This window comes from Desulfarculus baarsii DSM 2075 (genome assembly GCF_000143965.1).
GTDB lineage: Bacteria > Desulfobacterota > Desulfarculia > Desulfarculales > Desulfarculaceae > Desulfarculus > Desulfarculus baarsii.
The window spans coordinates 147,311-160,777 of sequence record NC_014365.1; the positions used below are offsets into that span (position 1 = coordinate 147,311).

The following is a 13,467-nucleotide window of genomic DNA, read 5'->3' on the forward strand; positions in this document are numbered from 1 at the left end:
GTTGCATCTCAAGCGCGGAGTGGGCCGATGATCGTGGGCGTTTTGAAGGAAATCAAAAAGCAGGAAAACAGGGTGGCCATGACCCCGGCGGGCGTGGAGGTGCTGGCGGCCAACGGGCACCAGGTGCTGGCGCAGGCCGCGGCCGGGGCGGGCAGCGGCGTGGCCGACGAGGCCTACGCCAAGGCCGGCGCGGAGATCGTCCAGACGCCCGAGGAGATCCACGCCCGGGCCGAGATGATCATGCACGTCAAGGAACCGCAGGTCGCCGAACTGCCGCTGATCCGTCCGGGCCAGATAATTTTCACCTATCTGCACCTGGCCGCCGACGAGGCCCTGACCAGGGCGCTGATGAAAAGTCAGGCGGTGTGCATCGCCTACGAGACGATCCAGACCGCCTGCGGGGCGCTGCCGTTGCTGACGCCCATGAGCGAGGTGGCCGGCCGCATGTCCATCCAGCAGGGGGCCAAATACCTGGAGATGACCCACGGCGGCCACGGCGTGCTGCTGGGCAGCGTGCCCGGCGTGGACCCCGGCGAAGTGCTGATCATCGGCGGCGGCGTGGTGGGGGCCAACGCGGCCAAGATGGCCTGCGGGCTGGGGGCCAAGGTCTACGTGCTCGACACCAACCTGGAGCGCCTGCGCCACCTCAGCGAGGTGATGCCGGCCAATTGCTTTCCGCTGATGGCCACGCCGGCGCTGATCCGCAAGCTCATCCGCGAGGCCGACGTGGTGGTTGGGGCGGTGCTGGTCACCGGGGCCAAGGCGCCCAAATTGATCACCCGCGACATGCTGCCGACCATGAAAAAAGGCGCGGTGCTGGTGGACGTGGCCATCGACCAGGGCGGTTGTTTCGAGACCTCGCGGCCCACCAGCCACGACGCGCCGACCTACGTCGTCGACGGCGTGGTGCACTACTGCGTGACCAACATGCCCGGCGCGTTGCCGCGCACCTCTACCCTGGCCCTGACCAACGCCACCCTGCCCTACGCCCTGGCCATCGCCAACCTGGGCTGGCGCGAGGCCATGCGCCAGCGGCCGGACATCGCCCTGGGGGCCAACGTGGTCCACGGCCGCGTGACCTGCCGGGGCGTGGCCGAGGCCTTTGGCCTGGCCTTCACGCCCCTGGAGGAGCTGCTGGACCGGCCCGGCGTGGCGGCCTGAAACAGGGCCCGCGCCCGAACGGCGCGTTGCCCGCGCATCCTCAAAGACTGGCGGCCCGGAGCAAAAGCCGCGCCCGGTTTGCGCCGCCGCGCCCCTAACGGGCGATCAGCGTGGCGCAGGCGGCCCGCCGAGCCAGGCGCTCGGCCACCGAGCCGAACAAGATCAGGCCCATGCCGCTGAGGCCCTGGGAGCCGACCACCAGCAGGTCGGCCGGGTCTTGCTCCAGTTGGGCCACGATCTCCACCACCGGATGCCCTCGCCGCAGGACCATCTTCACCGGCAGGCCGCTCAGATCGGGGCCATAGCAGTTTTCCATGTGCTGGTGGCAGAGGTGGGCGACCTCGTGGTTGTCCAAGACCCTGGCGCTCTTGGCGGCCATCTGGGGCAGCACCGGCGCGCCGGGGGCCACCACGTGGACCAGGCTCAGGCGCGCGCCGTCCAGGCGGGCCTGCTGGGCCCCCACGGCCACGGCCCTGGCCGCGCCCGGCGAAAAATCGGTGCAGACCATGATGTGGCTGAAGGGCTGGGCCGGCTTCATCGTTTCACCATGGCCACCACGGCCTCCTGCTGGCGGGCCAGGAAGTCGTCGAAACGCCGGCCGATTTTCTTGAAGTGCCAGCTTTTGAGCGACCACATGTGGCCCATGATGACGATGTCGTAGGCCACCAGCCCGGTGTCCATGGTGCGGAAAGCGCCCTGGGCCACGCCCTCCTCGAGGATGCGGCGAAAGACCTCCACGCACTCCAACTCCAGTTGCATGATGCGCTTGCGGCCGGCGGCGTCGAGGGTGCGCGACTCGCGGTAGACCAAGAGCACCTTGGCCCGCTGCTGGTCGACGACGGTGTAAAACTGGGCCACCGCCTGGCGCAGCTTCTGTTCGGACGTGGCGTCGGCGGCGGTGTTGGCCGAGACGCCCTCGGCGAACTTGGCCTGCAGGTGCTCCATGATCACCAGCATGATGTCGGAGGGCTTGCGCAAGTGATGGGTGGTCACCGGCACGCTGACGCCGGCGGCGGCGGCGATCTCCTCCACCGTGGCCTGGCGGCCCTTGCGCTCGTAAATCTCGGACGCCGCCTCGATGATCTTCAGGCGAATGTCGTTGTCTGCCATCTGCACCTCCCCTGGTCTGGTTGGGCGAAAGATCCTCGTCCATTCCAGTTTAGTCCACCCGCCGCGCGGAAGTAAGAAAATGCTTGGCCCCGGCCGCGAAAACATGGCCGTCGGCCGCTTGCGCCACCGGAAAACGATATGCGAAAATAGATTTAGCATCGACCGACTGGGAGCTTGCCCCGCCCCCAACAAACCGCAACCCAAACAAAAGCGAGCGCGCATGAAGAAAATCTTCGCCACCCTGGCCCTGTTGTGCCTGAGCGCCGGCTTGGCCACGGCCCAGGAGCAAGCCACCATCCAGGAAGTCTACGAGAAAGTGCAGGCCGCCGCCGCCGTGCTGGAGCAACTGGGCCCCGAGGGCCTGGCCGCCTTCAACGACCCCAAGGGCGAGTTCGTCTGGAAGGACTCCTACGTCTTTGTCATCGATTGTCAAAAGGGCGAGGTGGTGGCCCACCCCAACGCCAAGATCATCGGCGACAAGCTGGCCCAAAGCAAGGACAAGCCCGGCGACATCCGCCCGCCCAAGGCCCTGGGCCTGGAGATGTGCCGGGCCGCCGAAAACCCCAACGGCATCTGGATCGACTATTATTGGGAAAAGCTTGGTTCGGACAAGCCCCAGCGCAAGATCAGCTTCTGCATCGCCGTGGCCGGCCAGCCCTTCACCGCCGTGGCCGGCATCTACGATCAAACCACCAGCCTGGATGAGCTGAACAAGGGCGCCAAGGCCAAATGAGGCGCCGGCCCGTTGGCCGCTTCCGCCCCGGCGGCCAACGGCGTCGAATATCCTTGCCACGGCCCGCCGATGCTGGTAAATCCTCAAACGGCGTCTCGCCACGCCGCCGTTTTCGGCTAACCAGGCCATATTGCTAACTAACGACATACGATCAACATTTTCGGCAGGCTGCAGATGACTACCGACAACGCCGTCAAGGTGGCACAGGAGCTAGGCCTGCGCCCCGAGCAGGTGCTGGCCGCGGCCGCCCTTTTGGCCGAGGGCGCGACCGTCCCCTTCATCGCCCGCTACCGCAAGGAGCGCACCGGCGAACTGGACGAGGAACAGATCCGCACCGTGCGCGACCGCCTGGAGCAGCTGGCCGAGTTGGACGCCCGGCGTGCGGCGGTGCTCAAGAGCCTCGAGGAGCGCCAGCTACTGACCCCCGAGTTGCACGCCCAGATCCTGGCCGCGCCGACCATGGCCGTGCTGGAGGACGTCTACCTGCCTTTCCGGCCCAAGCGCCGCACCAGGGCCATGGTCGCCCGCGAGCGTGGCCTGGAGCCCCTGGCCCTGTTGCTGCTCGAGCAGGGGCCGGCCACCGACCCGCTGGCCGCGGCGGCGGCCTTTGTCGACGCCGAAAAGGAGCTGCCCGACGCCGAGGCCGCCCTGAGCGGGGCCCGCGACATCATGGCCGAGATCATCAACGAGGATCCGGCCGTGCGCGCCGAGATGCGCCAGCTTTTCGAGACCAAGGGCGTCATGCGCGCGGCGGTCATCCCCGGCAAGGAAGAAGCCGGCCAGAAATACCGCGACTATTTCGATTGGTCCGAGCCCCTGGCCAGCGCGCCGGGCCACCGGGTGCTGGCCGTGCGCCGCGGCGAAAAAGAAGACATCCTCAGCCTGCGCGTCGCTCCGCCCGAAGATCTGGCCATCGCCGTGCTGGAGCGCCGCTACGTCACGGGCGGCCCCTGCGCCGAGCAGGTGCGCCTGGCCGCCCAGGATTGCTACAAGCGCCTGCTGGGCCCGGCCATGGAGACCGAGGCCCGGCTCAGCTCGAAAAAACGGGCCGATGACGAGGCCGTGCGCGTTTTCGCCGAAAACCTGCGCACCCTGCTGATGGCCCCGCCCCTGGGCCAGAAGGCCGTGCTGGCCATCGACCCCGGCTTCCGCACCGGCTGCAAGGTGGTCTGCCTGGATCGCCAGGGCAACCTGCTGCATCACGACGTGATTTTCATCCTCAGCGACAAGCAGCGCGAGGACGCCGTGGCCAAGGTGACGGCCTTGATCGAAAAATACGGCTCGGAGGCCGTGGCCATCGGCAACGGCACGGCCAGCCGCGAGACCGAAAGCCTGCTGCGCGGGGCCAAGCTGCCGGGCGATCCGCCGGTGGTGATGGTCAACGAATCGGGGGCCAGCGTCTATTCGGCCTCCAAGCTGGCCCGCCAGGAGTTCCCCGAGCTGGACGTGACCGTGCGCGGGGCGGCCTCCATCGGTCGCCGCCTGATGGACCCCCTGGCCGAGTTGGTCAAGATCGACCCCAAGAGCATCGGCGTGGGCCAATATCAGCACGACGTGGACCAGAAGTCGCTCAAGCAGAGCCTGGAAGACGTCATGCTCAGTTGCGTCAACGCCGTGGGCGTCGAGCTCAACACCGCCAGCCCCCAGTTGCTGGGCTGCGTCTCGGGCCTGGGGCCGTCGTTGGCCCAGAACATCGTCGAGCACCGCGCGGCCAACGGCCCCTTCGCCAGCCGCCAAGACCTGCTGGCCGTGCCGCGCCTGGGGCCCAAGGCCTTTGAGCAGGCGGCCGGCTTCCTGCGCATCCGCGGCGGGCAAAACCCCTTGGACGCCAGCGCCGTCCACCCCGAGGCCTATCCGGTGGTGGAGGCCATGGCCCGCGACCTGGAATGTAGCGTGGAAGACTTGATCAAGCAGGCCGAGCTGCGCCGCAAGATCGAGTTGGGCCGCTACGTCGACGACCGGGTGGGCCTGCCCACCCTGCAAGACATCATCGCCGAGTTGGAAAAGCCCGGCCGTGACCCGCGCCAGGGCTTCGAGATGTTCTCGTTTGCCGAGGGCGTCGAAAAACTCGAAGACCTCAAGCCGGGCATGAGCCTGCCGGGCATCGTCACCAACGTGACCAACTTCGGGGCCTTTGTCGACGTGGGCGTGCACCAGGACGGCTTGGTGCACATCAGCGAGCTGACCGACGGCTTTGTCGCCGACCCGCGCCAGGTGGTCAAGGTCCAGCAACAGGTGCGCGTGCGCGTGCTGGAGGTGGATCTGGAGCGCGGGCGCATCTCGCTTTCGATGCGTAGCGCCCCCGCCCCCGCGGCGCGGCCCAAGGCCCCGGCGGCCGAAAACGCCGAGCGCCGCCCCCGCGACGAGCGCCGCAATCAGGCCAAGGGCGGCAAACGCCAGCAAAAAGAGCGGCGCGATCAAAAACCGGCCGCCCCCGAAAAGCCCAAGGACCAGCCGTTCAACAACCCCTTCGCCGCCGCCCTGGGCTCGCTCAAGCTCGACTGAGAGCCCACGCGCCCGGCCGGACGCCCTGGCCCCGTGGCAAGGCGTCTGGTCGGGCGAAAAATGTTGCCCTTTTCGCTGTTGCTTTTTGTTAAGATGGCGCTGTCCGAAAATATGCCGCCTTGCGTCTTTGTGCTTGGCTGATCGGCCAATCAGCGCCGTTCGGCCCAGGCGCGCGCGGCTGTCATATCGCCGGCAATGTCAACACGGCGCATCAGAATCACGCACTGGGAGGTTTTGAAAATGGCGGTCAAACCGTGGCATCAATCCAGCAGATGGCCCGAAGGCGTCCCCTTTGACATCGACGGCTACAACAAACCAGTTTTCGCCATGTTGGACGACGCGGCGCGCAACTATCCCAACGCCACCTACACCATCTTCCAGGGCGGCATGCGCACCTTCGCCCAGGTCAAGGACACCGCCGACCGTTTGGCCAACTTCCTGGCCTCGCGGGGCATCAAGCACGAAGACCGCGTGGCCATCTTTTTGCCCAACATCCCTCAATACCCCGAGGTGTTTTTCGGCTCATCCAAGGCCGGCGCGGCCTGCGTGACCTGCAACCCCCTCTACACCATCGAGGAGCTCAATTATCAGCTCAAGGACTCCGGGGCCAAGGCCGTCTTTTGCATGGACCACCCCCAGTTCTACAAAACCACCTGCGAGGCCATCAAGGGCACCGACGTCCAGACGGTGGTCATCTGCAACATCAAGTCATATCTGCCCAAGATCAAAGGCTTTTTAGGTGGTCTGCTGGGCAAGCTGCCCAAGGCCGAAAGCCATGACCCCAGCCATTTCATGTACGACGACATCATCGCCTCCAGCCGGCCCGAGCCGCCCAAGGTCAACTTCGACGCCGAAAAAGACCTGGCCGTGATCCTCTACACCGGCGGCACCACCGGCGTGCCCAAGGGCGCCGAGCTCAAGCACACCAACTTTTATTCCAACGTGGTGGCCCTCAACAAGTGGATCCGCGTGCCCAACCGGCCCGGCGAGCGGCCCGGCCCCATGGAGAGCGGCGGCGCGCACACCTTCCTGGGCGTGCTGCCCTGGTACCACAGCTTCGGCCTGACCGTGTGCATGCTGGGCTCGTGCTACTCGGCCAACCGCCTGGTCTGCATCCCCGACCCCAAGGCCGGCAATCCGCCCTTCACCGAGGTGCTCAAGGCCATCCAGGATTACAAAGTGACCATGACCGTGGCCGTGCCCACCATCTACACGGCCTTTGTCAACCACGCCCTGATCAAGAAGTTCGACCTGTCGTCCATGGCCGCCTGCTCCTCGGGCGCGGCGCCCCTGCCGCCCGAGGTCTTGAAGCGCTTCGAGGAGATCACCGGCGGCGTGATCTTCGAAGGCTACGGCCTGACCGAGACCACCCCCGTGCTGACCACCAACCCCACCTTCGCCGACAAGCGCAAGATCGGCTCGGTGGGCATGCCCCTGCCCGGCACCGACATCAAGATCGTCGACCTGGACACCGGCCTGGTCGAGCTGCCCCACGGCGAGGACGGCGAAATCGCCGCCGCCGGCCCGCAGATCATGCGCGGCTACTGGCAGCGCCCCGACGCCAACGCCGAGGTCTTCCGCGAGATCGAAGGCAAGCGCTTCTTCCTCACTGGCGACATCGGCCACATCGACGAGGACGGCTTCGTGGTCATCACCGACCGCAAGAAAGACCTGATCCTGGTCGGCGGCTTCAACGCCTATCCCAAGGAGATCGAGGAAGTGCTCTACACCCATCCCAAGGTGGCCCAGGCCGCCGTGGTGGGCGTGCCCGACCCCTCCAGCGGCGAGGCGGTCAAGGCCTTTATCCAGCTCAAGCCCGGCGTCACCGCCACCGAAAAGGAGATCCTCGACTTCTGCAAGGATCACCTGGCCGGCTACAAACGCCCCCGCGAGATCGAGTTCCGCGACGAGCTGCCCACCTCGGTGGTCGGCAAGATCCTGCGCCGCGTGCTGCGCAGCGAGGAACTGGAAAAGCGCAAGAAATAACGCCGCCCACCCGGCGCGTTGCGGGGCTCCCCTGGGCGGGGGCCCCGCTTTTTTTGCTGATGCGCCAAATTTCCCACATTTTTTGGGCCCTATTGCCAGCACGCCGTTCATGGGGTAGACAAATCATAATTAGGCTTGGCGGCCCGCCGGGCCCCATCAGCTTGCCAACATCAGCGAAAGAGGCGCCCATGAAACTAGTAATCATCGGAGGAGTGGCTGGCGGCGCGACGGCGGCGGCCAGGGCCCGCAGGCTCGACGAAAAAGCCCAGATCGTCATTTTCGAGCGCGGCGAATACGTTTCCTTCGCCAACTGCGGCCTGCCCTACTATGTCGGCCAGGTCATCAAGGAGCGGGCCGAGCTGCTGGTCAGCACGCCCGAGACTTTCAAGGGCAAGTACAACATCGACGTGCGGGTGCAAACGGATGTGCTGGCCATCGACCGCCAGGCCAAGCGCGTGCGCGTGCGCGACCTGCAAACCGGCCAGAGCTTCGACGAGCCCTACGACAAGCTGATCCTCTCGCCGGGGGCCGAGCCCCTGCGGCCGCCGCTGCCCGGCGTGGACCTGCCCGGCGTGTTCAGCCTGCGCAGCATCCCCGACTCCGACCGCATCAAGGCCGTGGTCGACGCCGGCCAGGCCAAAACGGCGGTGGTCATCGGCGGCGGCTTCATCGGCCTGGAGATGGCCGACAACCTGGTCGAGCGCGGCCTGAAAGTGACCCTGGTCGAGGCCCTGGACCAGCTCATGCCGCCGCTGGACCGCGAAATGGCCGCCCTGGCCCACCAGAACGCCCGGGCCAAAGGCGTGGACCTGCGCCTTTCGACCAAGATCACCGGCTTTGCCCAGGCCCAGGGCGGCGGGCTGACCGTGGACACCGAAGGCGGCGGCCAGATCACCTGCGACATGGCCATCCTCTCGGTGGGCGTGCGTCCCGAGAACGCCCTGGCCAAGGCCGCCGGCCTGGAGCTGGGCCCGCGGGGGCATATTTTGGTCAACAACGCCCTGCAAACCAACGACCCCGACATCTACGCCGTGGGCGACGCCGTCCAGATCTGGGATTACGTCACGGGCCTGCCCGTGGCCATCGCCCTGGCCGGCCCGGCCAACCGCCAGGGCCGCATCGCCGCCGACAACGCCATGGGCCGGCTGAGCGTTTACCGCGGCTCGCTGGGCACGGCCGTGGTCAAGCTCTTTGGCCAGACCATCGCCAGCACGGGCCCATCGCAGAAATTCCTGGCCCAAAACAACGTGGCCCATCTGGTCAGCTACAGCCACTCGGCCAACCACGCCACCTATTATCCCGGCGCGGAGACCATGTTGGTCAAGCTGATCTTCGCGCCCAGCAGCGGCCGGGTGTTGGGCGGGCAGATCGTCGGCGGCGAGGGCGTGGACAAGCGCATCGACGTGTTGGCCACGGCCATCCGCGCGGGCATGAGCGTCTTTGATCTGGAAGAGCTGGACCTGGCCTACGCCCCGCCTTTCGGCTCGGCCCGCGATCCGATCAACGTGGCCGGCATGGTGGCGGCCAACATCATGCGCGGCGACGTCAAGGCCGTGCTGCCGCCGGCGGTGGCGGCCATGGACCCTGAGCGCGACGTGCTGATCGACCTGCGCTTCAAGGAAGAGCTGGACGAAGCCGCCACGATCCCCGGCTCGCTGCACATCCCCTTGCCCATGCTGCGGGCGGCCCTGCCGGGGCTGGACAAGTCCAAGCGCTATATTCTCTATTGCGCCATCGGTCTGCGGGGTTATCTGGGCTATCGGATCATGAGCCAAAGCGGCTTCGAGGCCGTCAACCTCGGCGGCGGCTATGGTCTTTACACGCCCTGGATGAGCTAGCGGCCCGGCGCCGGCGGGCGGATGGTCAGCCGACCTCCGCCTGGCCGGCGGCTTGACGATAGGTTTGCAGCAGGCGCTCCATGAGGGCCTGGGGGTCGAAGCGGCTTCGGCTGACGGCCATGCCGTGGCGGCCCATGGCCTGGCGGGCGGCCTCGTCTTGGTCGAGGGCGTTGGCGGCGTCGGCCAGGGCCTGGGCGTCGCCGGGCGGCAGCAAGCGTCCGGCCAGGCCGTCATCCAGCCAATCGGCCACGCCGCCCACCCGCGCCGCCAGCACCGGCACGCCCAGATGCAGGGCCTCCAGGCCCACGATGCCAAAGGGCTCGGCCCACAGGCTGGGCAGCCACAGGCCGCGCGCCCCGGCCAGCAGGCGGCTCATGCCCGGCCGATCGGCCCAGCCGGCGAAGATAATCCGCCCCTTCGAGCGCGCCGCGCCAGCAGCGACCTCCGCTTCCAGCGGCCCCGTGCCGGCCACGACCAGCGGCCACGGCCCGGATAGCATCTCGGCCGCGGCCAAGGCCACCCGCACGCCCTTGCGGCCCACCAGCCGGCAGGCCAGCAGATGATGGGCCGCTGGCGTGGTTTCGGCGGGCGGCGCCACGCCCTGGACAAACGGCGGCAAGACCGTGGCCAGGCCCTGGGGCAGGCCGGCCCGCTCCAACTCGGCGGCCATGTAGCCCGATAGCACCAACACCCGGCCCATGGCCGCCAACGCCGCCAGGCGGCGCTGGGTCAGCTCCAGCAAGCGCTGGCCATATTCCCGGTCATCGAAGCAGGCCAGGCAGTTTGGCCCCATGACTTGCCCGCAGGGGCGGCCGTGGGCGTCCATCTTGCCGCGCCCTGGGCAAAAATGACGGTGATCCTGCACTGTTATCACGCTGGGGGCCAGTTGGGCTGCGCGGGCCAGCAGGGCCGGATCGACCACGTTGTGGATATGGATCAGCTCTGGCCGAAAATCCCGGGCCAGGCGCTCCAGCCGCGCCACGGCCGCGCCTTGGCCCCGTGGCGACAGCCCGCCCCGGTCCAGGCCCTTGAGCCGAACAATCGGCCCGATCATGGCCCGCTCGGCCGGCGGCAGGCTGCCATCGTCGCGGCCCACGGCCAAAAGCGTGCGCGCCCGGCCTTGCAGGCGCTCCAGCACGGCGATCATGTGGCGGTCGGCCCCGCCCCAGGCCGAGAGCCGATCGGCCAGATGCAGCACCCGCAACATGGCCGCTTCAGCCGAAAAGCACTTGGCTCAGCCAGTCCTGGCCCAACTCCAGCAGCGATTCATCGGCGCGCAAGGCCTTTTTGACGCGGGCCTTTTCCAGGCCGGCCCGTTTGGCAAAAGCCGGGTCGCGGACCTGCTGGCGAAAGACGTCCAGGTTGTAGAGGGCGGCCAGGTAGGCGTGGGTCTGGGCCGGGGTCAGGGCCAGACGGGCCGGTCGGCGGGGATGCATCAGCAGGCCCAGCAAACGGTTGTTGGCCGCCAGATAGGGCCCCATGCCCTGATCGGCCAGCCACTGGCCCTGATCGAGGGCGCGGGGTTGCCCCAGGCCCAGGCAGGCCGGGGCGTCTTGGACGATGAACACCTGGCGGGGCTGGCCGCCGCCGATGGCCGGGGCCACGGCCCGGGCCAGGGGATAGATGCGACAGCACAGCGGCCGGTGGGCGTAGACCTGGCAGCCACCGCCAGGGCCGGAAAACGGGCAGCGGCCGTCGGCGTTCAGGCGCAGGCGCAGGGCCGGCCAGCCCGAGCGCGGGTCGGTCTCCAGTTCGACCAACTCGGCCAGAATGTCTTGGGAGGGCCGGGCCAGGGCGCGGCGCAGGCGCAGCAGGTCGTAGGGCCACAGGGGCAGGCGCTTGTCGGCGCAGCACGAGCCAAAGCAGGCCAGATCGGGACCGCAACGAAACGCGAAGCCCTGGCCCGGCGCCAGCGGTCGGCCGCCGATCTCCTCCAGGGTCTCGATCATGACGCCGGGCCGCGCCAGCGGGGGGTCATGTCGTGCTCCAGGCCCAGCACGTCGAGCACGCGGCCCACGGTCTGGGCCACGATGTCGGCGGCCGTGCGCGGGGCGTGATAAAAGGCCGGCACCGGCGGCATGATCACCGCTCCCAGGCGGGCGCAGCGCAGCATCAGCTCCAGGTGGCCGGCGTGCAAGGGCGTTTCGCGCACCAAAAGCACCAGCGGCCGCCGCTCCTTGAGCTGGACGTCGGCGGCGCGGGTGAGCAGGTTGTCGGCCTGGCTATGGGCGATGGCCGACAGGCTGCGCATGCTGCACGGGGCCACGACCATGCCCGCCAGGCGGTGCGAACCGCTGGCCGGCGGGGCGGCCACGTCGTCGACGTCATAGGCCTGGTCGGCCATTTTGGCCACATCGGCGGCGTCGTATTTGGTCTCCAACTCGATGGTGCGGCGGGCGGCGTGGCTGATCACCACCGCCGTGGGCGCGCCGTGAGCGCGCAGGGCGCGCAGCAGCTCTATGCCATAGACCGCGCCGCTGGCCCCGGCAATGCCCACCAACACTGGTTTTTGCCCGAAGTTTTCCATGGCTCCTGTCATACCCCAACCAAGCGGCGATGTAAATCACCGCCGGACGCCGAACAAAAAAACAGCGGCCCGCCACTGGCGAGCCGCCTGGAGAACGCCCAAGGGGACGCGGCTATTTGATGGCCGGCGGGGCGACCCACTGGGTGATCATCACCGCGGCGGCCACGGTGGTCAGCCACTTGCCGTCCTTGGGGCCCACGCCGGTCTGGGTGATGTTGGAGGTCTTGATGATCTTGCCCGACATCAGGAAGGCCTGCTTTTTCTCGTCCCAGCTCTGGTCGACGTTGAAGTCGATGCCCAGGGTGCTGGCCAGCATCTCGGCGGCCAAGTCCTCGGCGTAATCGCCCGACTGGGTGGCGTTTTCGCCAAAGCCCTTGTGCTCGGAGAGATAGCCGTGCACCGAGTGATCGGCGGGCATGGCCAGGCCGATGGACGAGGAGATCAGGCGGTGGGGCTCGTTGGTCTGGTTGCGGGCCAGCACGCAAAACAGAATCTGGCCGGGCACCAGGAGCTTTTCGCCCTTGGGCCGCGAGACGAGCTGGGCATGGGGCGGATAAATACTGGAAACCTCGACGATATTCTGGGCGGCGATGCCGGCGTCGCGCAGAGCGGCCTCGAAGCTGGCCAGCTTCTCTTTGTGCTCGCCCTTGCCTTTGGTCAAATATATATATTTAGGTACTAACATGGCCCGGTTTTATCCGCCTTTGGCCGTTTGGTCAAGGCTAGTTTGGGCCAAAATGGCCGCCACGACGATTTTTTCCACAATTACGTCAAGGCCCCGCCCGGCGCGCGCAAGCCGAGCGGGGCCTTGGGGGTTGCGGGCCGCCAATGATCAATCGGCGCTGTTGTCCTCGGCCCGGTTGAGTTGCGCCGCGGCCATCAGGCGCAGTTTGATGGCCGTGGGCAGGCGCAGCTTGTTTTCGCGGGTGCAGGGGGCGGGCGCGTCGCCCAGCGAGCTGGTGACGCCCTGCCAATCCTGGATGATGTAGTCCAGGGCGTCGTCGGCCACGGCCTGCTTGTCGGCCCCGCCACGGTGGCGGCGTTCCAGGGCCATGGCCGTGGCCGAATCCAGGCGGCGCACGACAAAGGCCGCGCCCTCCAGGTTAATGGTGAAGCGCTCCTCGGGGTCGATGATCTGAATGCCTTTGCTCATGATTGACTCCTGGGTATGCGTATGTCCATGGCCGCCGCGGCCAGCCTTGCCCGCGCGCCGGCGGGCAACAGGTCCACGAGCCCCGGCGCGCAAGCCGCCGGCCGGCCGGCCGCGTCGACCACGCCGCGCCAATCCAACAGGGCGTGGCGGCAGATGGCCGTTTCCAAGGCCGCCGGCGGGATGACCTGGCGGGGCCGGCCGTCCTGGTCCCGGACGATCAAGGCCTGCTGACGCTCGATGGCGGCCAGGGCGGCCAGGCTCAGGCGGCGATAAAAAAACGTGGCCCCGTCGATGGCCAGGGGCCAACGCTCGTCGGGGCTGACCAGGGCGATATGTCGGTCGTCGGCGCTCATGGGCCAATGGTGGCGCGCGCGCCGGCCGGCGGCCAGGGAAGGGCCTCGGCAAAGCATGACCCCGCCGCGCGGCTGTGCTACAATCGGCCATCAAGAACTCA

The 13,467-nt window shown here is 67.7% G+C and carries 13 protein-coding genes; 5 read left to right on the forward strand and 8 right to left on the reverse strand.

The genetic code is table 11. The features are described 5' to 3' along the window. Positions 1 to 27 precede the first annotated feature (27 nt). Complete coding sequence (gene ald / locus DEBA_RS00655; protein ID WP_013256968.1) at positions 28 to 1,161, forward strand: alanine dehydrogenase; 1,134 nt, start codon at positions 28 to 30, stop codon at positions 1,159 to 1,161. A gap of 94 nt (positions 1,162 to 1,255) precedes the next feature. Here ald and DEBA_RS16580 read toward each other — a convergent pair whose 3' ends face one another. Beyond that, positions 1,256 to 1,699, reverse strand: coding sequence for a universal stress protein (locus DEBA_RS16580; RefSeq protein ID WP_013256969.1), 444 nt, complete (start codon positions 1,697 to 1,699; stop codon positions 1,256 to 1,258). Next, entirely contained in the window at positions 1,696 to 2,271 is a 576-nt protein-coding gene (locus tag DEBA_RS17960; protein WP_013256970.1) for a TetR/AcrR family transcriptional regulator C-terminal domain-containing protein, read from the reverse strand. The genes DEBA_RS16580 and DEBA_RS17960 overlap by 4 nt, the downstream gene beginning before the upstream one ends. A 220-nt stretch (positions 2,272 to 2,491) precedes the next feature. Between DEBA_RS17960 and DEBA_RS16585 the strand changes: the two genes are divergently transcribed. The 4 genes from DEBA_RS16585 to DEBA_RS00685 all read left to right on the forward strand — a co-directional run bounded on the left by DEBA_RS16585 (position 2,492) and on the right by DEBA_RS00685 (position 9,333). Continuing rightward, positions 2,492 to 3,004: a cache domain-containing protein gene (locus tag DEBA_RS16585; RefSeq protein ID WP_013256971.1), complete on the forward strand. Its 513-nt coding sequence runs from the start codon at positions 2,492 to 2,494 to the stop codon at positions 3,002 to 3,004. A gap of 174 nt (positions 3,005 to 3,178) precedes the next feature. Next, positions 3,179 to 5,509: a Tex family protein gene (locus DEBA_RS00675; RefSeq protein WP_013256972.1), complete on the forward strand. Its 2,331-nt coding sequence runs from the start codon at positions 3,179 to 3,181 to the stop codon at positions 5,507 to 5,509. A 240-nt stretch (positions 5,510 to 5,749) separates the two neighbouring features. Next, positions 5,750 to 7,495, forward strand: coding sequence for a long-chain-fatty-acid--CoA ligase (locus DEBA_RS00680; RefSeq protein WP_013256973.1), 1,746 nt, complete (start codon positions 5,750 to 5,752; stop codon positions 7,493 to 7,495). Positions 7,496 to 7,683: 188 nt separating this feature from the next. Beyond that, positions 7,684 to 9,333, forward strand: a complete 1,650-nt coding sequence (locus tag DEBA_RS00685) for an FAD-dependent oxidoreductase (RefSeq protein ID WP_013256974.1) — start codon at positions 7,684 to 7,686, stop codon at positions 9,331 to 9,333. 25 nt (positions 9,334 to 9,358) lie between these two features. Here DEBA_RS00685 and DEBA_RS00690 read toward each other — a convergent pair whose 3' ends face one another. The 6 genes from DEBA_RS00690 to DEBA_RS00715 form a co-directional block, all read right to left on the reverse strand. Further along, positions 9,359 to 10,540: a glycosyltransferase family 4 protein gene (locus DEBA_RS00690; protein WP_013256975.1), complete on the reverse strand. Its 1,182-nt coding sequence runs from the start codon at positions 10,538 to 10,540 to the stop codon at positions 9,359 to 9,361. Between the two features lie 7 nt (positions 10,541 to 10,547). Continuing rightward, positions 10,548 to 11,282, reverse strand: a complete 735-nt coding sequence (locus DEBA_RS00695) for a YkgJ family cysteine cluster protein (RefSeq protein ID WP_013256976.1) — start codon at positions 11,280 to 11,282, stop codon at positions 10,548 to 10,550. Next, positions 11,279 to 11,860, reverse strand: coding sequence for a UbiX family flavin prenyltransferase (locus DEBA_RS00700; protein ID WP_013256977.1), 582 nt, complete (start codon positions 11,858 to 11,860; stop codon positions 11,279 to 11,281). Before DEBA_RS00700 ends, DEBA_RS00695 begins: the two co-directional genes overlap by 4 nt. A gap of 112 nt (positions 11,861 to 11,972) precedes the next feature. After that, positions 11,973 to 12,545, reverse strand: coding sequence for a pyruvoyl-dependent arginine decarboxylase (locus DEBA_RS00705; RefSeq protein ID WP_013256978.1), 573 nt, complete (start codon positions 12,543 to 12,545; stop codon positions 11,973 to 11,975). A gap of 147 nt (positions 12,546 to 12,692) precedes the next feature. Then, a complete protein-coding gene (locus DEBA_RS00710; RefSeq protein WP_013256979.1) occupies positions 12,693 to 13,013 on the reverse strand; it encodes a hypothetical protein in 321 nt (106 codons plus the stop codon). Beyond that, positions 13,010 to 13,423, reverse strand: coding sequence for a hypothetical protein (locus tag DEBA_RS00715; protein WP_013256980.1), 414 nt, complete (start codon positions 13,421 to 13,423; stop codon positions 13,010 to 13,012). Before DEBA_RS00715 ends, DEBA_RS00710 begins: the two co-directional genes overlap by 4 nt. Positions 13,424 to 13,467 lie beyond the last annotated feature (44 nt).